Annotated in this window: 19 protein-coding genes; 12 read left to right on the top strand and 7 right to left on the bottom strand. The window is 74.7% G+C overall.

The window, feature by feature from the left end; genetic code table 11:
• Positions 1-249: 249 nt before the first annotated feature.
• Together PHY01_RS00995 and PHY01_RS00990 are read left to right on the top strand one after the other, a co-directional pair.
• Positions 250-1,200 carry a COX15/CtaA family protein gene (locus PHY01_RS00995; protein WP_246085596.1) on the top strand — a complete coding sequence of 317 codons (951 nt, stop codon included), beginning with the start codon at positions 250-252 and terminating at the stop codon, positions 1,198-1,200.
• Positions 1,172-2,179 (top strand): quinone oxidoreductase family protein, encoded by a 1,008-nt coding sequence (locus tag PHY01_RS00990; protein WP_141276246.1) that lies wholly within the window; start codon positions 1,172-1,174, stop codon positions 2,177-2,179. Before PHY01_RS00995 ends, PHY01_RS00990 begins: the two co-directional genes overlap by 29 nt.
• Here PHY01_RS00990 and PHY01_RS00985 read toward each other — a convergent pair.
• From PHY01_RS00985 to PHY01_RS00970, 4 genes are all read right to left on the bottom strand, one after another.
• Positions 2,165-3,184, bottom strand: coding sequence for an ABC transporter ATP-binding protein (locus PHY01_RS00985; protein WP_246085595.1), 1,020 nt, complete (start codon positions 3,182-3,184; stop codon positions 2,165-2,167). The genes PHY01_RS00990 and PHY01_RS00985 overlap by 15 nt on opposite strands.
• Positions 3,181-4,764, bottom strand: coding sequence for an ABC transporter permease (locus tag PHY01_RS00980; RefSeq protein WP_246085594.1), 1,584 nt, complete (start codon positions 4,762-4,764; stop codon positions 3,181-3,183). The genes PHY01_RS00985 and PHY01_RS00980 overlap by 4 nt, the downstream gene beginning before the upstream one ends.
• A 13-nt stretch (positions 4,765-4,777) precedes the next feature.
• On the bottom strand, positions 4,778-5,833 hold the full coding sequence (locus PHY01_RS00975; RefSeq protein WP_246085593.1) for an extracellular solute-binding protein: 1,056 nt from the start codon (positions 5,831-5,833) through the stop codon (positions 4,778-4,780).
• Positions 5,834-5,924: 91 nt separating this feature from the next.
• Positions 5,925-6,524 (bottom strand): DUF305 domain-containing protein, encoded by a 600-nt coding sequence (locus tag PHY01_RS00970; RefSeq protein WP_218029951.1) that lies wholly within the window; start codon positions 6,522-6,524, stop codon positions 5,925-5,927.
• A 145-nt stretch (positions 6,525-6,669) separates the two neighbouring features.
• On the opposite strand from PHY01_RS00970, the gene PHY01_RS00965 reads away from it, so the two are divergent.
• A complete protein-coding gene (locus PHY01_RS00965) occupies positions 6,670-8,073 on the top strand; it encodes an LVIVD repeat-containing protein (RefSeq protein ID WP_141276245.1) in 1,404 nt (467 codons plus the stop codon).
• A 60-nt stretch (positions 8,074-8,133) separates the two neighbouring features.
• Positions 8,134-9,351: a formaldehyde dehydrogenase, glutathione-independent gene (gene fdhA / locus PHY01_RS00960; RefSeq protein WP_141276244.1), complete on the top strand. Its 1,218-nt coding sequence runs from the start codon at positions 8,134-8,136 to the stop codon at positions 9,349-9,351.
• Between the two features lie 92 nt (positions 9,352-9,443).
• On the opposite strand, the gene PHY01_RS00955 is transcribed toward fdhA, so the two are convergent.
• Both PHY01_RS00955 and PHY01_RS00950 read right to left on the bottom strand, forming a co-directional pair.
• Positions 9,444-10,340: a hypothetical protein gene (locus PHY01_RS00955; protein WP_141276243.1), complete on the bottom strand. Its 897-nt coding sequence runs from the start codon at positions 10,338-10,340 to the stop codon at positions 9,444-9,446.
• A gap of 163 nt (positions 10,341-10,503) precedes the next feature.
• A complete protein-coding gene (locus tag PHY01_RS00950) occupies positions 10,504-11,448 on the bottom strand; it encodes a heme o synthase (protein WP_370467349.1) in 945 nt (314 codons plus the stop codon).
• Positions 11,449-11,664: 216 nt separating this feature from the next.
• Here PHY01_RS00950 and tkt point away from each other — a divergent pair, with 216 nt between their 5' ends.
• The 8 genes from tkt (at position 11,665) to PHY01_RS00910 (ending at position 20,600) form a co-directional block, all read left to right on the top strand.
• Complete coding sequence (tkt, locus tag PHY01_RS00945) at positions 11,665-13,755, top strand: transketolase (protein ID WP_174824066.1); 2,091 nt, start codon at positions 11,665-11,667, stop codon at positions 13,753-13,755.
• An 11-nt stretch (positions 13,756-13,766) separates the two neighbouring features.
• Entirely contained in the window at positions 13,767-14,876 is a 1,110-nt protein-coding gene (tal, locus tag PHY01_RS00940; RefSeq protein ID WP_141276241.1) for a transaldolase, read from the top strand.
• A 5-nt stretch (positions 14,877-14,881) separates the two neighbouring features.
• Positions 14,882-16,138, top strand: coding sequence for a hypothetical protein (locus tag PHY01_RS00935; RefSeq protein ID WP_141276240.1), 1,257 nt, complete (start codon positions 14,882-14,884; stop codon positions 16,136-16,138).
• A gap of 36 nt (positions 16,139-16,174) precedes the next feature.
• Positions 16,175-17,722: a glucose-6-phosphate dehydrogenase gene (zwf, locus tag PHY01_RS00930; protein WP_141276239.1), complete on the top strand. Its 1,548-nt coding sequence runs from the start codon at positions 16,175-16,177 to the stop codon at positions 17,720-17,722.
• On the top strand, positions 17,719-18,678 hold the full coding sequence (gene opcA, locus PHY01_RS00925; protein WP_141276238.1) for a glucose-6-phosphate dehydrogenase assembly protein OpcA: 960 nt from the start codon (positions 17,719-17,721) through the stop codon (positions 18,676-18,678). Before zwf ends, opcA begins: the two co-directional genes overlap by 4 nt.
• Entirely contained in the window at positions 18,675-19,451 is a 777-nt protein-coding gene (gene pgl, locus PHY01_RS00920) for a 6-phosphogluconolactonase (protein WP_170183593.1), read from the top strand. Before opcA ends, pgl begins: the two co-directional genes overlap by 4 nt.
• Positions 19,448-19,855, top strand: coding sequence for a PIN domain-containing protein (locus PHY01_RS00915; RefSeq protein ID WP_141276236.1), 408 nt, complete (start codon positions 19,448-19,450; stop codon positions 19,853-19,855). Before pgl ends, PHY01_RS00915 begins: the two co-directional genes overlap by 4 nt.
• 124 nt (positions 19,856-19,979) lie before the next feature.
• The gene (locus tag PHY01_RS00910; protein WP_246085592.1) at positions 19,980-20,600 is read left to right on the top strand and encodes a LysE family translocator; all 621 of its coding nucleotides are present in this window, start codon (positions 19,980-19,982) and stop codon (positions 20,598-20,600) included.
• Positions 20,601-20,684: 84 nt separating this feature from the next.
• Here the strand turns inward: PHY01_RS00910 and PHY01_RS00905 are convergent, their stop codons facing one another.
• Entirely contained in the window at positions 20,685-21,947 is a 1,263-nt protein-coding gene (locus PHY01_RS00905; RefSeq protein WP_141276235.1) for a TrpB-like pyridoxal phosphate-dependent enzyme, read from the bottom strand.
• Between the last annotated feature and the right edge of the window lie 30 nt (positions 21,948-21,977).

The following is a 21,977-nucleotide window of genomic DNA, read 5'->3' as shown; positions in this document are numbered from 1 at the left end:
GACCGGCTCCTCGCAGAGGCTGGGACCCGTGCGAGCGACCACACGGCGTGCGACGACGCCGACGCATGCCGCGGCACCCGGCCCACCGGGCCCCTCTCCCATGCGGGCACCCCTGCTCGCACGCCCACCGGCTCCTCGCACGGGCTGCGACCTGTGCGGGGAGCAACCGGGTGTGCGACCGGCCACGAGGGGGGTGCGACGGGGTGAGCGGGCGGGTGGGGGTGGGGCAGGGCGGCATACGATCGGGGGGTGAGTCTTCTCGACCGGCTTCCCGTCACCTCGGCCACCACCCTGCGCAGGCTCGCGGTCGCGAACCTGGTGGCGCAGGTCGGGATCATGGTCACCGGGGTGACGGTGCGGGTCACCGGCTCCGGGCTGGGCTGCCCGGGGTGGCCGGAGTGCTTTCCCGGCAGCATGGTGCCGGTCTCGAACGCCGACGTGGCGCCGCTGCACCAGTGGGTGGAGTTCGGCAACCGGCTGCTGACGTTCGTGCTGGTCCTGGTGGCCGGGCTGGTCCTGCTCGCCGCACTGGGCACCCGGCCCCGGCGCAGGCGGCTGACGCTGCTGGCCGCGGTGATGCCGGCCGGGATCGTCGCCCAGGCCGTGATCGGGGGCGTCACGGTCCTCACCGACCTGGCGTGGGGCGGGGTGGCCCTGCACTTCATGGTGTCGGCCGGGCTGGTCTGGCTCTCCGCGGCGCTCGTCCTCGCCACCGGCGAGGGCGACGGCCCGGCGCGGCTCCTGGTGCCCCGCCCGATCCGCACGCTCGTCGGCGTCGCCTCGGTGCTGCTGGCCGCGGTGCTCGTGGCCGGCACGCTCGTCACCGCGGCCGGGCCGCACGCCGGTGACGCCGAGACCCCGCGGCTGGGGCTCGGGGTGGAGCCCATGGCCCAGCTGCACGCCGAGCTGCTCTTCGGCTACCTCGGACTGCTGGTCGGGCTCGGGTTCGCCCTGCACGCGGTCGCGGCCCCCGCCGCGCTGGTGCGCCGGTTCCGGGTGCTGGTCGCCGTGGTGCTGGCCCAGGGGGTGCTCGGCGGCGTGCAGTACGCCGTCGGCGTCCCGGAGGTGCTGGTGGTGCTGCACGTGCTGGGCGCCGGGCTGGTCACGGCCGCGGCCGCGACGCTGTGGTTCGGCACCGTCGCGCGCACCGGCGCCCCGGTGGACACCCGGGATGCGCGACCGGCCCTCACCGGGCCATGATCTGGCCGTGCGCGCGATCCAGATCACCGAGGCCGGCGGCCCCGACGTCCTGACCCCCACCGAGCTCGACGACCCGGCTCCCGGCCCCGGCCAGATCCTCGTCGAGGTCGCGGCGGCGGGCGTCAACTTCATCGACACCTACCAGCGCGAGGGCATCTACCCGATGACCCTGCCCTACGTGCCGGGGATGGAGGGCGCCGGGCGGGTCCGGGCGCTGGGCGCGGGCGTCGAGGACGTCGCCGTCGGCGACCGGGTGGCCTGGTGCGAGCAGCTGGGCAGCTACGCCGAGCTCGTCGTCGTCGAGGCGGCGAAGGCGGTCCCGGTGCCCGACGGGGTGGCCGACGACGTGGCGGTCGGCGCGCTGCTGCAGGGCATGACGGCCCACTTCCTCGTGCACGACACCTACCCCGTCCAGGCCGGTGACGACGTGCTCGTGCACGCCGCGGCGGGCGGCGTCGGCCTGCTGCTCACCCAGCTCGCGACGGCGAAGGGCGCCCGGGTGATCGGCACCGTCTCCACGCCGGAGAAGGAGGAGCTGGCCCGCGGCGCGGGCGCGGCGGAGGTGATCCGCTACACCGAGACCGACGACCTCGCGGGCGACGTGCGCGCCCTCACCGGCGGCACCGGCGTCGCCGTGGTCTACGACAGCGTCGGGAAGACCACCTTCGACGCCAGCCTCGACTCCCTGCGCGTGCGCGGGATGCTCGTCCTGTTCGGCGCGGCCAGCGGCCCGGTGCCGCCGGTCGACCCGCAGCGGCTCAACCGCGGCGGGTCGCTGTTCCTCACCCGCCCGACGCTGTTCCACCACGTGCCCACCCCGGAGGCGCTGCGGGCGCGGGCCGCTGCGGTGTACGCCGCCGTCGCCGACGGCACCCTCGACGTCCGCATCGGGCACCGCTACCCCCTGGCCGACGCCCGCACCGCCCACGAGGACCTGCAGGCCCGCCGCACGACCGGGAAGGTCCTACTGCTGCCCTGAGGACGGGTAGAACAGCACCGGACCGGCCACCTCCACGTCGACGCGCTGCCCCACCGCCGGCAGGTCGCCGTCGGCGGTGCGGCAGCGCAGGACCGAGCCGCCGTGCTCCACCAGCACCGTCGAGTCGTGCCCGTGGAAGATCACCTCGCGGACGGTGGCCGCCACCCCGTCGCGCAGCCGGAGCTGCTCGGGGCGCAGCAGGACGCGTCCCGGCCCGTCCGGCCCGTCGACGTCGAGGCGGCCCAGCGCGGTGTCGGCCCGGCCGCCGTGCACCTGCGCCGCGAGCACGACGGCCTCGCCGACGAACGTGCCGACGTCGAGGTCGACCGGGGTCCGGTACAGCTCGTGCGGCGCGCCCGCCTGCACGACCCGGCCCGCCACGAGGACGGCGACGCGGTCGGCCGCGCCGAGCGCCTCCTGCTGGTCGTGGGTGACGAGGACGGCCGCCGCGCCCGCCGCGCGCAGTGCCGTGCACACCTGCTCGCGGACCTCGGCGCGCAGCCCGGCGTCGAGCGCGGTGAACGGCTCGTCGAGCAGCACCAGCGCGGGCGCCGGGGCGAGCGCGCGGGCCAGCGCGACGCGCTGCTGCTGGCCGCCGGAGAGCTCCGCCGGGCGGCGCGGGCCGTACCCGGGCAGCCCGACCAGCTCCAGCATCTCCTCGACGCGCCCGGAGCGGCGCGCCGCGCGGCCGAGCCCGAACCCGACGTTGGCGGCCACGCTGAGGTGCCCGAACAGCGCGCCGTCCTGCGGCACCAGGCCCACGCCGCGACGCTCGGGGGCGACGTCGACCCCCGGCCCGGCGACGAGCCGCCCGGCGAGCTCGACGGTGCCGCCGTCGAGCGGGTGGAACCCGGCGATGGCCCGCAGCAGGGTGGTCTTGCCGCAGCCCGACCCGCCGAGGACGGCCACCAGCTCCCCCGCGTCCACCGTCAGGTCGATCCCGTGCAGGACGGGGGTGCCGGGGTAGGACGCCCATGCCCCGGTGACGACCAGCGCCGGCGTCACCGGCGCACGGCCCGGTCGAGCAGCAGGACGGGGACGGCGGCGAGCACGACGAGCAGGATCGCATAGGGGGCGGCGGCGGCGTACTGGCCGGCGCCCGTGTGGGTCCAGAGCCGGATGGCGAGCGTGTCGTCGCCGGTGGGGCGCAGGAGCAGGGTGGCGGGCAGCTCCTTGGCCACGGTGAGGAACACCAGTGCGGCACCCGCGGCGACGCCGGGCGCGGCGAGCGGGACCGTGACCCGGGCCAGGGTCGCGACCCGGCCGTGGCCCAGCGAGCGCGACACCTCCTCCAGCCGCGCCGGGGTGGCCGCGACGGCCGCCCGGATCGACCCGACGGCAAGCGGCAGGAACAGCACCGCGTAGGCCAGCACGAGCAGCGGGGTCTCCTGGTAGATGCCCGGGAGCAGCCGGATGCCCAGGAACACCAGCGCGAGCCCGACGGTGATGCCGGGCAGCGCGTGCGCGATGTAGGTGGAGGTCTCCAGCGCGGCGGTGGCGCGGCCGCGGTAGCGCGCGGCCAGCACCCCGACGGGGATCGCGAGGACGGTCGTCAGCAGGGCCCCGAGTGCCGCGACCTGCAGGGTGACCAGGGCGGCCGCCCCGAGGTCGGGCAGGTCGAGCCCCAGCGACGACCCGACGATCATCCAGTGCGTGAGGCTCCACGCGGGGATGCCGAGCGAGACCCCCACGACCAGCCCGGAGAACGCGAGCCACGGCAGCCGCGCGCCGCCCAGCCGCACCGGCGCGGCCGGCCGGGCCGCGCCGCGGGCGACCCGGTGGGCGGCCCTCCCGCGGGCCCGGGCCTCGCCGAGGGTGACCAGCGCGGCCAGGGCGACGAGCACGCAGCCCAGCACCGCGGCGGGCGTGCGGTCGAACGTGCCGCGGTAGCTGGTGTAGATCCCGAGCGTGAAGGTGTCGTAGCGCATCAGCGACACCGCGCCGAAGTCGCTGAGCACGTAGAGGGCCGCCAGCAGGCCGCCCGCGGTGGCGGCGGGCCACGCCTGCCGCAGCGTGACGCCGAGCAGCACGCGCGCCGGGCCGTGCCCCAGCGAGCGCGCCACGTCCTCCATCCCGCCGTCGGCCGCCCGCAGCGCGCCGACCACCGGCAGGTACACGTAGGGGAAGCTGACGGCCGCGAGCACGCCGAACGCCCCCCAGAACCCGGCGGACGCCGGCCACTCGGAGATCCAGGTGAACCCCGCGACGTAGGACGGCACGGCCAGCGGCAGCGCGAACAGCACCGCGAGCACGCGCCGCCCCGGGAGGTCGGTGCGCACGACCAGCCAGGCCGCGAGCGACCCGACGACCACGCACACCGCGGTGACCGACCCGGCGAGCAGGACGCTGGAGGCGAGCAGCTCCAGCGTGCGCGGCCGCCCGAGCACCGTGACGAACAGCCCGGGCCCGTTCTCCAGCGCCCGCACGACGAGGTAGACCAGCGGGACGAGCGCGACGACACCGGCCACCGAGCCCCACCCGACCAGCAGCGCGGGCGCCCGGCCCCGCCGCGACCGGGCGACGGGCCCGGTCGGGGCGGCGGGCCCGGCCGTGGTGGGGACCGGGCGCTGCACCACCGAGGTCACGGCGTCACCGACCTCACAGGAGCCCGACCTCCTGCAGCAGCGTCTCGGTCTCGGCCAGCGACGACAGGTCGGCCAGCTCGACGTCCGGTGCGGCGAGGCTGTCCAGCGGCGCGAGGTCGACGTCCTGGCGCTCCGGGGTGATGCCGTCGATCACCGGGTACTCGGCGGTCGAGTCGACGAGGTACTGCTGGGCCTCCGCGGAGAGCAGGAAGCGCACCGCCTCCAGCGCGGGCCCGGGGTCGTCGGCCGCCGCGGTGACGCCGACGCCCGCGACGTTGACCAGGCCCAGCGGGTCGTTGGCGACGAAGTGGTTGCGCACCGGGTAGGTGGCGGCGTCGACCTCGGCGAGGTCCTGGTAGAGGTAGTAGTGGTTGACCAGCCCGAGCTGGATCGTGCCGGCCGCGACCGCGTCGACGATGTTGCCGTTGCCCTCGAAGGTCTGCGGGTTCGTGGCGGCGAACGCGGTGAGCCACTGGCGGGCGCCGTCCTCGCCGCGGATCAGCCGGAGCCCGGTGACGAACGACAGCCACGACGCGTTGGACGGCGCGATGCCGATCTGGCCGGCCCAGCGCGGGTCGAGCAGGGCGTCGAGCGAGGTGGGCAGGTCGGCCGCGGGCACCAGGTCGGTGTTGTAGGCGACGACCCGGGCGCGCGCCGAGGTGGCGACCCAGGTGGAGTCGGTGGCCCGGTAGCTCTCCAGCGCGGGTTCGAGGACGTCGGCGGGCAGCGGGGCCAGCAGCCCGGCCTCCGACACCGCGCCCAGCGCACCGGCGTCCTGGGCGAAGAACAGGTCGGCCGGCGAGTCGGCGCCCTCCTCCAGCAGCTGTGCGGCCATCTCTCCGGTGCTGCCGTAGCGGACCTCGACCGGGGTGCCGACGGCCGCCTCGAGCTGGGCGATCAGGGGCCCGACCAGGTCCTCGTTGCGTCCCGAGTAGATCGTCAGCACGCCGTCGCCGTCCGCGGTCTGCTCGGCCGGCGCCGTCGCGGGGGCACCTCCGCAGGCGACCAACGCGGCGCCCGCCGCCACCAGGGCGACCGCCCGGATCACGTGCTTGTCTCGTCGTTGCACTGAAGGTCCCTTTCCCGAAGTTGAGCGCAGGCTAACCTGAGTCGGGAACCACGTCGATGCCCCGTCCCACGATCCGGGCCGGGACCGCGGGTCAGCGGAGCAGGCCGCGCAAGCGGTCGATGTCCGCGCTCTGGGTGGCGACCACGCCGTCGGCGAACTCGGCGATGGTGAGGTCGGTGCCGGACGAGCGCACCTGCGCCGCCATCTCCAGCGCGCCCTCGTGATGGGCGATCATCAGGGCGACGAACAGCGCGTCGAACCCCGGGCCGTCGGCGGCGGCCAGCTCGTCGCGCTGGGCGGGGGTGGCCATGCCCGGCATCGCCGCGTGGTCGGCGTGCGGGAGGTGCGCGCCGCCGTGCCGGGCGAGCCAGGACTCCAGCACGGCGATCTCGGGTCCCTGGACGGCGGCGATCCGCTCGGCCACGGCCCGCACCCCGGGGTCGGCGGCCCGGTCCGGGGCGAGCGCCGCGAGTTCCAGGGCCTGCCGGTGGTGCGGGACCATCCGGGCGGCGAACTCGACGTCGGCGGGCGACACCGGGACCGGCGAGCGGCGCTGCGCCGCCTCCGCCCCGTCCACGACCCGGGCGGGCTCCCCCGGCGCTCCCGGCACGATCACCGAGGGGCCCGGCGGCGCGGCCGCGCAACCGGCCAGCGCCACCATCAGCGCGACGGTCGGCAGGGCACGGCGCATGACACCGACGGTACCCCGCACTGCTCCGGACGGGTGGTCCTCGCGCGTGGGGGTTCGGTCGTGGCCGACCTCCTTGGCACAGTGCGGGGTGGTCGGGGGGCACGTCGGGGGGCCCGCCGCTGAGCCGTCCGGGGGACGATCGACGATGCGCGCACGCGTACGGACCGTGCTGGGGGCCGCGCTGGCGGCCACCGTGTCGCTGGCGCTGGCGGTGGCCGCGCCGGGGACCGCCGCAGCCGGCCCGCCCGCGCCGCCACCGGTCGGGCCCGCCGTCGACGAGATCGTGAGCAGCGACAACGTGACGCAGGTCGCGAACCTGCCCAAGCAGGAGCCGTTCACCGGGGAGTCCTCCTACGGCACGGACATCGCCTTCTCCGGCGACCTCGCCTACGTCGGGAACTACGACGGGTTCGTCGTCTACGACGTGGCCGACCCGGCCGCGCCGCGGGTGGTCAGCCAGGTGCTGTGCCCGGGTTCGCAGAACGACGTGTCGGTGAGCGGGGACCTGCTGTTCCTGTCCACCGACTCCCGCTGGAGCGACGACACGTGCTCGGCGGTCCCGCAGAACCAGGGGCAGCTCCCCTACTGGGAGGGGATCAAGGTCTTCGACGTGTCCGACCCGGCGAACCCGGCCTACGTGACCTCGGTGGCCACGGCCTGCGGTTCGCACACCCACACGCTCGTCCCGGACACCGCGGGCGAGTCGGTCTACCTCTACGTCTCCTCCTACGCCCCCGCCCCGGAGCTGCTCGGCTGCCTGCCGCCGCACGACCGGATCTCGATCGTCGAGGTGCCGCTGGCCGACCCGGCCGCCGCGGCGGTCGTCGCCGAGCCGGTGCTGTTCCCCGACGGCGGCAACCCCGGCCCCGGCAGCGACACCACCACCGGGTGCCACGACATCACCGTCTACCCGGCGAAGAACCTCGCGGCGGGCGCCTGCATGGGCGACGGCGTGCTGATGGACATCTCCGACCGCGAGAACCCGGAGGTGATCGAGCGGGTACGCGACGACACGAACTTCGCGTTCTGGCACAGCGCCACGTTCAACGACGACGCCACCAAGGTCGTGTTCACCGACGAGCTCGGCGGCGGCAGCGCGGCCACCTGCACCGCCGACGTCGGCCCGCTGCGGGGCGCGGACGGGATCTACGACATCGTCGACGGGCAGCTGGAGTTCCGCAGCTACTTCAAGATCCCCCGGCTGCAGACCGAGCAGGAGAACTGCGTCGCGCACAACGGCTCGCTGATCCCGGTCCCGGGCCGCGACGTCATGGTGCAGGCCTGGTACCAGGGCGGGGTCTCGGTGTGGGACTTCACCGACTCCGCGAACCCCGTCGAGATCGGGTTCTGGGAGCGCGGGCCGCTCTCGACCACGGAGCTGACGCTGGGCGGCTCGTGGTCGGCGTACTGGTACAACGGCCACGTCTTCTCCTCCGACATCCAGAAGGGTCTCGACGTGCTCGCCGTCGACGACGCGACGATCGCGGGGGCGCAGGACGTGGTCTTCGACGTGTTCAACCCGCAGACCCAGCCCACCTACGGGCGCTGACCGTTTCGCCCCATCCGTCCCCCGGGTAGTCGACTCCCACGGACGTATGAGGAGGAATGCATGGGTGGCAACAGGATCGTCGTCTACAAGGAGCCGGGAGTCGTCGCGGTCGAGGACCACGACGCCCCGAAGCTGGAGGTCCCGGCCGAGGTGGCCGAGGCCATGGGCATGACGCGCAAGGCCGAGCACGCCGTGATCCTGCGGACGGTCTCGACCAACATCTGCGGCTCCGACCAGCACATGGTCCGCGGTCGTACCGACGCACCGCCCGGGCAGACCCTGGGCCACGAGATCACCGGCGAGGTGGTGGAGAAGGGCAGCGACGTGCAGTTCCTCGACGTCGGCGACATCTGCTCGGTGCCGTTCAACATCGCCTGCGGGCGCTGCCGCAACTGCCGCGAGGGCCAGACCGGCATCTGCACCAACGTCAACCCCGGCCGGGCCGGCTCGGCCTACGGCTACGTCGACATGGGCGGCTGGGAGGGCGGCCAGGCCGAGTACGTCATGGTGCCCTTCGCCGACTTCAACCTGCTGAAGTTCCCCGACCGCGACCAGGCGCTGGAGAAGATCCTCGACCTGACGATGCTCTCGGACATCTTCCCCACCGGCTACCACGGCGCCTACACCGCGGGCGTGACGACCGGCTCCACCGTCTACATCGCGGGCGCGGGCCCGGTCGGGCTGGCGGCGGCGTACTCGGCGCACCTGCTCGGCGCGGCCGTCGTCATCGTCGGGGACCTCAACGCCGACCGGCTCGCGCAGGCCCGCTCGTTCGGCTGCGAGACCGTCGACGTCTCCGCGGACGCCACGCTGGAGGACCAGGTCGGCCAGATCTTGGGCACGAACGAGGTGGACTGCGCGGTCGACGCCGTGGGCTTCGAGGCCACCGGGCACGGCGCCGGGGCGGGTGAGCAGCCGGCCGCGGTCCTCAACTCGATCATGACGCTGACCCGCGCGGGCGGTTCGCTGGGCATCCCCGGGCTCTACGTCACCGGCGACCCCGGCGCGGGCGACGACGACGCCAAGCAGGGCACCCTCAAGGTGCGCCTGGGACTGGGCTGGGCCAAGAGCCACTCGCTGCACACCGGCCAGTGCCCGGTCCTGAAGTACAACCGCGGCCTGATGATGAGCATCCTGCACGACAAGGCCCACATCGCCGACGCGGTGAACGCCGAGGTGCTCTCCCTCGACGACGCCCCGCGCGGCTACCAGGAGTTCGACGCGGGCGCGGCCAAGAAGTACGTGCTGAACCCGAACGGCCTCATCCCCGCGGCCTGACACGGGCGACCGGGCAGACCCGGTGACCGCGCAGACCGCCGGCGGTCTGCGCGGTGACACCGGGGTCTGCGAGGTGGCCCGGCGGCCGGTGTTCAGCGGAACGTCCGCCACAGCCGTTCGGCAACCGGTGCGAACCGGTCGATGTCGGCCCACACCCACCGCACCATCCCGAGGTCCTCGGCCCGGACCGTGTCCTCGCGCCGCTTCTCCTCGAACAGCACCTCGGCGACATCCTGCCCTGGTCGCAGAGACCGGCCGTACTTCAGGCGGCCGTCGAACTCCCCGACGGTCCGCCGCTCCGGCCAGCCGAAATCGGTCCGCGCCACCTCGGTCCCGTCCGACGCGCACACCCGCCACTGCAGCACGGGCGCCGGGAGCCCGGCGTCGCGCAACGCGATGCGGCTGCGGGTCTCCCCGACGCTCATCGAGCCAGGGTCTGCGAAGGCCAGCACGCGGGCCGCGGCCGGGGCGCCCCGGCGCCGCTCCGCGCACAGCAGCGAGTCGGCCAGCTCCTCCCGGGTGACGAGGTGGCGGTGCAGCGCCGCGTCGGCGACGACGAGCCCGGCGTCGAAAGGCAGTGACCTCGCCACGTCGAGGACCGTGCGCGCCACGGAGGTGACCCGCAGGCCGGCGACGACCACGACCTCGTCCGGGTCCAGCCGGGCAGCGTGCAGGTGGGTCACGGTGCTGCGGCGGGCACCCGAGCGGCGGTCCCGGGTGGCGTGCACCCGGGACAAGTCGGCGTTCCAGACCGGCAGCCCGTGCACGACGGCCGCCGAGACGTGGCTGACCACCGCGTCCGGGGCCAGCTCGGTGACGGCCGCACGGACGTGCAGCAGGTGGCGCTGCTCCGCCCGAGGGGGCAGCAGGCCCGCGACGTAGCGCCCGCGCCGGACCCCGACGAGCTCGCCGAGCCGCAGCTGCCGGCGCACCTCGTGCGGGGCGGCGCCGCCGGCGAGCAGGGCGCGACGGTGCAGGAGCGGGTCCACGGGATGAGGATGTCGAGCCGGCCGTCCTGCCGGGGCCGAACGGCACAACCCACCCCACCTCGCAGACCGCCGTGCCACCGAGCAGACCGCCGGCGGCCTGTGCCGCGCCACCGGGTCTGCGCGGCCCGGTCCCGCCACCGGCGCGGGAAGCGCCGCCGGTCGGTCAGCCGGGCAGGCCCAGCACCGGGAGGCCGACGGCCGCGTCGACCGCGATCGCGGCGAACAGCAGGCAGAGGTAGGCGTTGGAGAGGTGGAACAGCTTCATCGGGGTGACCTCGATGCCGGCCACCACGTCGTGGTGCAGGCGGTGGGCGGAGAAGACGAACCAGGCCCCGCCCAGCACCGCGACCGTGGCGTAGATCCACGACGTGACCGGCAGCAGGGCGAGCGTGACCAGCCCCATCACCCAGGAGTACGCGACGATCCGGCGCGACACCTGCACCGGCGTGGCGACGACGGGCAGCATCGGCACCCCGGCCGCGGCGTAGTCCTCGCGGTAGCGCATCGCCAGCGCCCAGAAGTGCGGCGGCGTCCAGAAGAAGATGATCGCGAACATGACCAGTGCCGGCCACTCGACCGTGCCGGTGACCGCGGCCCACCCGATGACGACGGGCATGCAGCCCGCGGCGCCGCCCCACACGATGTTCTGCGCGGTCCGGCGCTTGAGCAGCAGCGTGTAGACCAGCACGTAGAACGCGATGGCCGCGACGGACAGCGCGGCGGCGAGCCAGTTGGTCGTCAGCCCCAGCCACACCGAGCTCAGCACGCCGAGCACGAGCCCGAAGACCAGCGCGTGCCGCGCCGGCACCTGCCCCTTGGCCAGCGGGCGGCGGGCGGTGCGCTTCATCACCTTGTCGATGTCGGCGTCGACGACGCAGTTGAGCGCGTGCGCGCTCGCCGCGGCCAGCGCGCCGCCCAGCAGCGTGGCGACGATCAGCCACACGCTCGGGATGCCGCGCTCGGCCAGGAACATCGCCGGCACCGTGACGACGAGCAGCTGCTCGATGATCCGGGTCTTGGTGAGGCCCAGGTAGGCGCCGACGGTGGCGCGCGCACGGGCCACGAACCCGACCTCCGTCGGTGCCACGTCGGTCACGGGCACACTCACCGGCACAACCTCGATCCGCGATGTGGTGGGGCGGTACTTCTACAGCGCGTCGATCCTAGCCCGGCGCATGAGTGTGCGGCCGGTCGGGTAACCCGGCGTGAGCCGTGGGTGCGGACCGCCCACCCACCGGTCCGACGTGGATAGGCTGGCCGTCACGCGTCGTGGCCTACCGCCCCCGTGACCAGTGTCCTACTCGAACAGAACCAGGGAGCCGCCGTGCCCGTGACCGATGCCGACATCGCCCGTCTGACGCAGGCCTCGCTGCCCGCCGACTGGACCGACCTGGACCGGCGCGCCGTCGACACGGTCCGTGTGCTGGCCGCCGACGCGGTGCAGAAGGCCGGTTCCGGTCACCCCGGTACCGCGATGAGCCTGGCGCCGCTGGCGTACAGCCTGTTCCAGAAGGTGATGCGCCACGACCCCGCCGACGCCGACTGGATCGGCCGCGACCGCTTCGTGCTGTCCTGCGGGCACTCCAGCCTGACGCTGTACCTGCAGCTGTTCCTGGGCGGCTGGGGCCTGGAGCTCACCGACATCGAGAACCTGCGCCAGTGGGATTCGGCCACCCCCGGCCACCCCGAGCACCGCCACACCCCCGGCGTCGAGATCACCACCGGCCCGCTGGGGCAGGGCCTGGCCTCCGCGGTCGGCATGGCGATGGCCGCGCGGCGCGAGCGCGGCCTGTTCGACCCCGACGCCGCACCCGGCGAGAGCCCGTTCGACCACCAGATCTACGTCATCGCCTCCGACGGCGACATCCAGGAGGGCGTCACGGCCGAGGCGTCCTCGCTGGCCGGGCACCAGCAGCTGGGCAACCTCACGGTCGTCTACGACGACAACAAGATCTCCATCGAGGACGACACCGACATCGCGCTGTCCGAGGACGTCGCGAAGCGCTACGAGGCCTACGGCTGGCACGTGCAGGTCGTCGAGGGCGGGGAGAACGTCACCGGCATCCTCGACGCCCTCGCCGCGGCCCGGGCCGAGACGACCCGTCCGTCGTTCGTCCTGCTGCGCACCATCATCGGCTTCCCGGCGCCCACGAAGATGAACACCGGCAAGGCGCACGGCTCCGCGCTGGGCGACGAGGAGATCGCGGCGGTCAAGAAGATCGTCGGGATGGACCCGGAGCAGAACTTCCAGGTCGACGCCGACGTGCTCGCCCACACCCGCGCGCTGCGCGAGCGCGGGAAGGCCGCCCACGACGAGTGGACCACCGCCTTCGACGCGTGGGCGGAGCGCGAGCCCGACCGCAGGGCGCTGCTGGACCGGATGCTCGGCCGCACCCTGCCCGAGGGCTGGGAGAAGTCGCTCCCCAGCTGGGACGTCGACCCGAAGGGTCTGGCCACCCGCAAGGCCTCCGGGGAGGTGCTCAAGGCGCTCGCCGACGTGCTGCCCGAGCTGTGGGGCGGCTCGGCCGACCTGGCGGAGAGCAACAACACGACGATGGAGGGCGCCGACTCGTTCGGCCCCACCTCGATCGCCACGAAGATGTGGAACGCGCAGCCCTACGGCCGCACGCTGCACTTCGGCGTCCGCGAGCACGCCATGGGCGCCATCATCAACGGCATCGCGCTGCACGGGCCCACCCGGCCCTACGGCGGCACGTTCCTCATCTTCTCCGACTACATGCGCCCGGCGGTCCGCCTGGGCGCGCTGATGAAGTGCGCCGGCATCTACGTCTGGACGCACGACTCGATCGGCCTCGGCGGCGACGGCCCGACCCACCAGCCGATCGAGCAGCTCTCCGCGCTGCGCGCGATCCCGGGACTGTCGGTGGTGCGCCCGGCCGACGCCAACGAGACCGCCTCGGCGTGGAAGGCGATCCTGGAGCGGCCCGAGGGCCCCTCCGGCCTCGCGCTGTCGCGCCAGAACCTGCCGACCCTGGAGGGCACGTCGGTCGAGGGCGTCTCCCGCGGCGGCTACGTGCTGGCCGAGGCATCGGGCGGCACCCCGCAGCTCGTGATCGTCGCCACCGGCTCGGAGGTCGCGCTGGCCGTCGACGCGCGCGAGGTGCTGGAGGGCCGGGGCGTCGCCACCCGCGTGGTGTCCATGCCGTGCGTCGAGTGGTTCGACGAGCAGGACGCGCAGTACCGCGAGTCGGTGCTCCCGGCCGCGGTGAAGGCGCGGGTCGTCGTCGAGGCCGGGATCGCGCAGCCCTGGTACCGCATCGCGGGCGACGCGGGCGAGATCGTCTCGATCGAGCACTACGGCGCCAGCGCCGAGGCCGACATCCTGTTCCGCGAGTTCGGGTTCACCACCGAGGCGGTCGTGGCGGCCGCCGACCGCAGCCTCTCCCACGTCTGAAGGAGTACCCCATGAGCAACGCACGACTGGCAGAGCTCGCCGCGGCGGGCGTCTCCATCTGGCTCGACGACCTGTCGCGCGAGCGCCTGCGCAGCGGCAGCCTGAAGCAGCTGATCACCGACTGGCACGTCGTCGGCGTCACCACCAACCCCACGATCTTCGCGGGCGCGCTGGCCGACGGCGAGGCCTACGACGAGCAGGTCCGCGAGCTCGCCGGGCGCGGCGCGTCGGTCGAGGACGCGGTCCGCGAGATCACCGTCGCCGACGTCACCGAGGCCTGCGACGTGTTCCGCGGCGTCTGGGAGTCCACCGGCGGGGTCGACGGCCGGGTGTCCCTGGAGGTCGACCCTGGCCTGGCCCGCGACACCGACGGCACGGTCGCGCAGGCGATCGACCTGTGGAAGGCCGTCGACCGGCCCAACCTGCTGGTCAAGATCCCGGCCACCGAGGCGGGCCTGCCCGCGATCACCCGCGCGCTGGCCGAGGGCATCTCGGTCAACGTCACGCTGATCTTCTCCGTGGAGCGCTACCGGGCCGTCATGGACGCCTACCTCGACGGGCTGGAGGCGGCCGCGGCGAACGGGCACACGCTCGCCGGCATCGCCTCGGTGGCGAGCTTCTTCGTCTCCCGCGTCGACTCCGAGATCGACACGCGGCTCGAGGCGATCGGCACCGACGAGGCGCTGGCGCTGCGCGGGAAGGCCGGGGTCGCGAACTCGCGGCTGGCCTACGCCGCCTTCCAGGAGGTGTTCGCCGGTGCGCGCTGGGAGGCCCTCGCCGCGCAGGGCGCCGCCGCCCAGCGGCCGCTGTGGGCCTCGACCGGGGTGAAGAACCCCGACTACCCCGACACCCTCTACGTCACCGAGCTCGTCGTCGCCGGCACCGTCAACACCATGCCGGAGAAGACGATGCAGGCCTTCGCCGACCACGGCGAGGTCCACGGTGACCGGGTGACCGGCACCGCGGCGCAGGCCCAGCAGGTCTTCGACGACCTGGCGCGCGTGGGCGTCGACCTCACCGACGTGTTCCTGACGCTGGAGGACGAGGGCGTCGAGAAGTTCGAGAAGTCCTGGTCCGAGCTCGGCGACACCGTGCAGGGCCAGCTCGACGGCGCGCGCTGAGCCGCGTGCCGACCACGCCCGTCCACCCGCCGGCCGACCTGCTCGACCGGCTGGTGGACGGTGCCGTCGCGTCCCGGATCGCGGCCTCGCCGCGCGCCGGGTGCGTGCGGGCCGCGCGCCCGCTCGTCGGCGAGATCGCGGCCCTGCGCGAGCAGCTGCACGTCGCGGGCAGGGCGAAGGTCGTGCTGGTGACCACGCCCGCCGTCGGCGCGGTCGCCGAGGCGCTCGCCGGGGAGGGCGCCCGGCTGCTGGTGCTCGACACGGCCGACCCGGTGCGGGTGGCCGACGCCCTGGACGGCGACCTCGACGCCACCGTGCTGGTGCTCGCCCGGCCGCCCGGCCTGTCCGCGGTCGACACCCGCGCACTGCACCGCGTGGCCGACGAGGTCCGCGTGGGTTTCCGCGCCGAGGGCCTCGATCCCGACGCCCACACCGTCACCGTCTCCCCGGACGCGGGGGCCACCGTCACCGGCGGGCCCGACGGCGCCTTCTCCGCCTACACCCTGGTGCCCGCCGGGCTGGCCGGTGCCGACGTCGGCACGCTCGTGGCCGACGCCGTCGCCGCCCGCGACACCCTGCTCACCGACGCCCCCGCCAATCCCGCGCTGGTGCTCGGCGCACTGCTGGCCGCGCACCCCGCGGTGGAGGTGGCCGAGCGCTGGCCCGCCGCGCTGCCGGGCGGGCCGCCCCCCGTGGTCCTCGACGGCGGCCCGGACGTCGTGGGAGCGCTGCGGGTCGGGCGCGACGTGGACCTGCCCGGGCCGGTGGCCGCGCGGGTCCTGCTGTGGGAGCACGCCGCGGCCGCCGCCGCGCACCTGCTCGGGCCCGTCACCGGCTCCGGCGACCCGCTGCGCCCGGCCTTCGTCGACGGCGACGTCGAGGTACTGGCCGGACCGTGGCTCCCCACCGGCACCGCGACCGTCGGCGACGCGCTGTTGGCCCTGCTCGGCGCGGGCGGCACCCACCTCGCGCTGCACGCCCACCTCGACCGCGAGTCCGACGCGTCGGTCGCGCTGCTGCGCGGCGTGCTGGCCCGGCGCACCGGGCACACCGTCACCTTCGACTGGGGCCCGGCGCAGCGGGCGGGGGCCGCGGTCTGCCTGATCACCGGGGCCGGTGACGGCCGGTGCGCCCTGGACGACGTGCAGGCCGAGCAGATCGACGCCGACGCGGCGGCGCAGCCGGGGCCGGTGCTGCGGCTGCACCTGCCCGACCGCCTCACCGGGCTGGTGGCCCTCGTACGCGCGGTGCAGCACCTGTAGGACGATCATGGCGACACCGACGAGCTGGGAGAGACGATGACGGCCAAGCAGGCGGCGGGCTGGACCAACCCGCTGCGTGACCCGCGTGACAAGCGGCTCCCCCGCATCGCGGGCCCGTGCGGACTGGTGATCTTCGGCGTCACCGGTGACCTCTCGCGCAAGAAGCTCATGCCCGCCATCTACGACCTGGCCAACCGCGGCCTGCTGCCGCCGGGCTTCGCGCTCACCGGGTTCGCCCGCCGCGACTGGGCGACGCAGGACTTCGGCAACGTCGTCTACGAGGCGGTGAAGGCGCACGCCCGCACCCCGTTCCGGCAGGCCGTGTGGGACCGCCTCGCCGAGGGTTTCCGCTTCGTGCAGGGCAGCTTCGACGACGACGACGCGTTCGACCGCCTGGAGGCCACCGTCCGCGAGCTCGACCGCGAGCGCGGCACCGGCGGCAACCACGCCTTCTACCTGTCGATCCCCCCGGACGCGTTCCCCGTGGTGTGCAAGCAGCTCGCCCGCTCCGGGCTGGCCCGCCAGGAGGGCCTGGAGCAGTGGCGCCGCGTCGTCATCGAGAAGCCGTTCGGGCACGACCTGGCCTCGGCCAGGGAGCTCAACGAGATCGTCAACGACGTCTTCCCCGAGGACTCGGTGTTCCGCATCGACCACTACCTGGGCAAGGAGACCGTCCAGAACATCCTGGCGCTGCGCTTCGCCAACCAGCTGTTCGAGCCGATCTGGAACTCCCACTACGTCGACCACGTCCAGATCACGATGGCCGAGGACATCGGGCTGGGCGGGCGCGCCGGCTACTACGACGGCATCGGCGCCGCCCGCGACGTCATCCAGAACCACCTGCTGCAGCTGCTGGCGTTCATCGCGATGGAGGAGCCCACCTCCTTCTCCTCCGACGAGCTGCGCGCGGAGAAGACCAAGGTGCTCAAGGCCACCCGGCTCGTCGGCCCGCTGGACGAGACCACCGCCCGCGGGCAGTACAGCGGCGGCTGGCAGGGCGGGGAGAAGGTGCCCGGGCTGACCGAGGAGGAGGGGTTCGACCCCGAGTCCGGCACCGAGACCTACGCGGCGATCACCGTCGAGGTCGACACGCGTCGCTGGGCGGGCGTGCCGTTCTACCTGCGCACCGGCAAGCGCCTGGGCCGCCGGGTCACCGAGATCGCGGTGATCTTCAAGCGGGCCCCGCACCTGCCCTTCGACGCGACGATGACCGAGGAGCTCGGGCAGAACGCGTTCGTCGTGCGGGTGCAGCCCGACGAGGGCGTCACGATGCGGTTCGGGTCGAAGGTCCCCGGCTCCACGATGGAGGTCCGCGACGTCACGATGGACTTCGGCTACGGCACCGCGTTCACCGAGGCCTCGCCCGAGGCCTACGAGCGGCTGATCCTCGACGTGCTGCTCGGCGAGCCGTCGCTGTTCCCGGTGAACGAGGAGGTCGAGCGGTCCTGGGAGATCCTCGACCCGGTCATCGAGCACTGGCACGCCGCCGGAACCCGACCCGACCCCTACCCGGCGGGCTCCTGGGGGCCGGAGTCCGCCGACCTCATGCTCGCCCGCACCGGACGCACCTGGAGGCGCCCATGATCGTCGATCTCCCGTCCTCCACGACCTCCGCGGTCAACAGGAAGCTCGTCGAGCTGCGCGAGTCCGGCGGCGTGCAGGCGCTCGGCCGCGTGCTCACCCTGGTGATCATCACCGACGACGGCCCGGCGATCGAGGGCGCCATCGAGGCCGCCAACTCCGCCAGCCGCGAGCACCCCTGCCGGGTGATCGTGCTGGCCAGCGGGCAGCGTCGGGCCGCCGCCCGGCTCGACGCGCAGATCCGGGTCGGCGGGGACGCCGGGGCGAGCGACGTCATCGTGCTGCGCGGCTACGGCCCGCTCGCCGCGGGCGAGCCCGCCGCGGGCCTGGTCATGCCGCTGCTGCTCCCCGACGCCCCGGTGGTCGCGTGGTGGCCCGGCGAGGCCCCGGCGGTGCCGTCGGAGGACGCGGTCGGGCGGCTGGCCCAGCGCCGGATCACCGACGCCCTGTCGGCGAAGAACCCGGTGAAGGCCTTCGAGCAGCGTCGCGCCGCCCACGTCGCGGGCGACACCGACCTCACCTGGACGCGCCTGACGTCGTGGCGGGCGCTGCTCGCGACGGCGCTGGACGCCCCGCCGCACGAGGACGTCACCGCCGCGGTGGTGGCGGGCGAGACCGTGTCGCCGTCCACCGACCTCCTCGCGGGCTGGCTCGCCGCGCGGCTCGGGGTGAAGGTCAAGCGCTCGCCCGCCGCGAACGGGCCCGGGCTGGTGTCGGTCGTGCTGCAGCGGCCGTCGGGGCCGGTGGAGCTGGTGCGCCCGGACGGGAAGATCGGCAGCCTGCGCCAGCCGGGGCAGCCCGACCGGCTCGTCGCGCTGGCCCGCCGGGAGGTCCGCGACTGCCTCGCCGAGGAGCTGCGCCGCCTCGACCCGGACGAGATCTACGGCGAGGCGCTGGCCGGCGTCGCGCGGACCACCCGCGGACGCACCCCCGTGACGGTCCCGGCGGTGTCGTCCTGATGGCCACCGAGATCACCGTCCACGACGACCCCGACGCCCTCGCCGCCGCGGCGGCGACCGCGCTGCTGGACCGGCTGGCCGAGCTGCAGGCCGCGGGTGCCGTGCCCCGGCTCGTCCTCACCGGCGGCGGCGTCGGGATCGCGATGCTCGACCGGATCCGGGAGGACCCGGCCCGCGACTCCGTCGACTGGGGACGGGTGGAGTTCTGGTGGGGTGACGAGCGCTTCCTGCCGCCCGGGCACCCCGACCGCAACGAGACCCAGGCCCGCGACGCGCTGCTCGACCACGTGGGCGTCGACCCGGTGAGGGTCCACGCGATGGGAGCCGACACCGGCACCGGCCCGTCCGGGGCGGAGGCCGCCGCGCAGGACTACGCCCGGCAGCTCGCCGACGCCGCGGACGGGGCCGACCTCGGTGTCCCGTCCTTCGACGTCCTGCTCCTCGGCATGGGCGGGGAGGGGCACACCGCGTCGGTGTTCCCCCACTCCCCCGCCGTCCACGAGACCGGGCGATCGGTCGTCGCCGTGCACGGCTGCCCCAAACCGCCGCCCACCCGGGTGTCGCTGACGCTGCCGGCGATCCGCAGCGCCGCCGAGGTGTGGATCGTGACCACGGGCGAGGCGAAGGCGGCGGCGGTGTCGATGGCGCTGAGCGGGGCGGACGAGGTCACCCTCCCGGTCGCCGGGGCGCGGGGCCGCCGGCGCACCCGATGGCTGCTCGACCGGGCCGCGGCGTCCCAGCTGCCGCGCGACCTGGAGCCCGATATCGGGTGACACACGTCATCGTCGACGGCGCCAACGTCGTCGGCTCCCGCCCGGACGGCTGGTGGCGCGACCGGCCGGGCGCCGCCGAGCGGCTGGCCGCCCGGCTCGTGGCGGCACTGACCGACGGGCGCCTCGTGGCGGCGTTCGGGCCCGAACCCCGGCTGCACCTCGTCCTGGAGGGTGCGGCGACGGCCGCCGACCTGCCCACCCACCCGTCCCTCGCGGCCGTGCTCGCCCCGGCCGACGGCGACGCCACGATCGTCGCGCTCGCCACGTCGCTCGCCGGCCGGGACGTGGTCGTCGTGACGGCCGACCGCGGCCTGCGCGAACGGGTGCGGGCGGCGGGCGCCCGGACCGCCGGCCCGTCGGTGCTGCTGGACGCGTTGCCCGGGGGGCTCGGCCCGCTCGGCTGAGCGGCGGCGGGACCGCCGCGGCGGTCCAACTCGTGCGCACGCGCGCAACGTCGCGCTCACGCTCGCGGGGCCCGGTGACGACGCGGGCTCGGTGGACCGGGCGCCGGTGTGGTGTGCTGCACCCGTGGACCTCCTCCCGTTCCTCGCGGTCTGCGCGCTGGTGGTGCTGCTGCCCGGCGTCGACATGGCCGTCGTCACCCAGCAGGTCCTGACGCACGGGCGCCGCGCCGGTCTGCTGGCCGTGGCCGGGATCGTCACCGGCTCGGCGGTGCAGGCGACCGCCGCGACGCTGGGCCTCTCCGCGCTCCTCGCCGCGTCGGCGCCGGCCTTCGCCACCCTCAAGATCATCGGCGCGGCCTACCTGGTGTGGCTCGGGACCCGGACGCTGTGGCAGGCCCGCCGGGGCACGGGACCCGCACCCGCCGACCCCAGCGCCGATGCCAGCGCCCGTGCCGGGCGGAGCTTCCGCGCCGGGCTGCTGACCAACCTGCTGAACCCGAAGATCGTCGTGTTCTACGTGGCGTTCCTGCCGCAGTTCGTCGATCCGGGGGCCGGGGCGACGGGCCGGACCGCGGTGCTCGCCGCCGTCTTCCTGGCGGTGGCCACGGCCTGGCTGGTGCTCTTCACCGTGCTGCTGGGCCGGCTCCGGCCCGTGCTGGCCCGGGCCGCGGTGCGGCGCCGGATCGAGCAGGTCACCGGCGTGGTGCTGGTCGGCCTCGGCGTGCGGCTGGCCGCCGACGCCTGACCCCGGCGGTGCGCGCACCTTCCCGCCGTCCGCGCACGCCCGGACGTGCGCGAACGGCGAACCGGTGCGCGGAAGTCGCCGGTCCTAGCTGCCCTGCTCGTCGGGCAGCCGGCCGTGGTTGTACTCGTCGTAGGCGGCGAGGTCGAGGAAGCCGTGCCCGCAGTAGTTGAACAGGATGACCTTCTCCTCCCCCGTCTCCTTCGCGGCCAGCGCCTCGTCGATCGCGGCGCGGATGCCGTGCGCGCACTCCGGCGCCGGGATCTTCCCCTCGGCACGGGCGAACTGCACCGCCGCCTCGAACACCTTGCCCTGCGGGTACGCCACCGCCTCCATCCGACCGTCGCGCACCAGCTGCGAGATCAGCGGGGAGTCGCCGTGGTAGCGCAGCCCGCCCGCGTGGATCGACGGCGGGATGAAGCCGCGGCCCAGGCTGTACATCGGCAGCAGCGGGGTGAGGCCCTCGACGTCGCCGAAGTCGTAGCCGAACTCGCCCTGCGTGAGGGTGGGGCAGGACAGCGGCTCCACGGCGAGCAGGCGCACCCCGGCGTCGGGGACGAACGGGAACGCGATGCCGCCCAGGTTCGACCCGCCGCCGCACGGCGCGATGACGACGTCGGGCAGCCGCTCCCCCGCCAGCCCCAGCTGCTCCTTGGCCTCCAGCCCGATGACGGTCTGGTGCAGCAGGACGTGGTTGAGCACCGAACCCAGCGAGTAGTGGGTGTCGGAGCGGCCCGCGCAGTCGCGCACGGCGTCGGAGATGGCGCTGCCCAGCGAGCCGGGGTGGCCCGGGTCGTCGACCGGCGACGGTACGACCTCCCCGCCCCAGGTCTCGATCGCGATGCGCCGGTAGGGCTTCTGGTCGTAGGAGGCGCGCACCATGTAGACCTTGAGGTCCAGGTCGAACTGGGCGGTCGCGAACGCCAGCGCGGTGCCCCACTGCCCGGCACCGGTCTCGGTCGTCAGGCGGGTGATGCCCTCCCGGGCGTTGTAGAACGCCTGCGGCACCGCGGTGTTCGTCTTGTGGCTGCCCGACGGGGAGACCGACTCGTCCTTGAAGTAGATCCGGGCGGGCGTGCCGAGCGCCTTCTCCAGGCGGGTCGCCCGGACCAGCGGGGTGGGGCGCCACAGCCTCAGGATGTCGAGCACCTCGCCGGGCACGTCGATCCACGGCTCGGCGCTCACCTCCTGGCCGATCAGCGCCATCGGGAACAGCGGCGCCAGGTCGTCGGGGCCGACGGGCTCGCGGGTACCCGGGTGCAGGGGCGGCTGCGGCGGCGCCGACAGGTGCGGCACCACGTTGAACCACGCGCCGGGGATCTGGTCGGGGGGCAGCGTCCACCGCGTCATCGGCGGAGCGTAGCGCGGTCGTAGGGTGCA

Origin of the sequence: Pseudonocardia hydrocarbonoxydans (genome assembly GCF_006539565.1) — a bacterium.
GTDB lineage: Bacteria > Actinomycetota > Actinomycetes > Mycobacteriales > Pseudonocardiaceae > Pseudonocardia > Pseudonocardia hydrocarbonoxydans.
This window is presented reverse-complemented; position numbering and strand designations above follow the sequence as displayed.

Excerpts from the sequence above, each read along its gene's own strand:
- PHY01_RS00990 (WP_141276246.1), top strand. The coding sequence starts at position 1,172 with ATGCGCGACCGGCCCTCACCGGGCCATGATCTGGCCGTGCGCGCGATC.
- PHY01_RS00970 (WP_218029951.1), bottom strand. The coding sequence starts at position 6,524 with ATGCGCCGTGCCCTGCCGACCGTCGCGCTGATGGTGGCGCTGGCCGGT.
- PHY01_RS00965 (WP_141276245.1), top strand. The coding sequence starts at position 6,670 with ATGCGCGCACGCGTACGGACCGTGCTGGGGGCCGCGCTGGCGGCCACC.
- fdhA (WP_141276244.1), top strand. The coding sequence starts at position 8,134 with ATGGGTGGCAACAGGATCGTCGTCTACAAGGAGCCGGGAGTCGTCGCG.
- tal (WP_141276241.1), top strand. The coding sequence starts at position 13,767 with ATGAGCAACGCACGACTGGCAGAGCTCGCCGCGGCGGGCGTCTCCATC.
- zwf (WP_141276239.1), top strand. The coding sequence starts at position 16,175 with ATGACGGCCAAGCAGGCGGCGGGCTGGACCAACCCGCTGCGTGACCCG.
- opcA (WP_141276238.1), top strand. The coding sequence starts at position 17,719 with ATGATCGTCGATCTCCCGTCCTCCACGACCTCCGCGGTCAACAGGAAG.
- PHY01_RS00905 (WP_141276235.1), bottom strand. The coding sequence starts at position 21,947 with ATGACGCGGTGGACGCTGCCCCCCGACCAGATCCCCGGCGCGTGGTTC.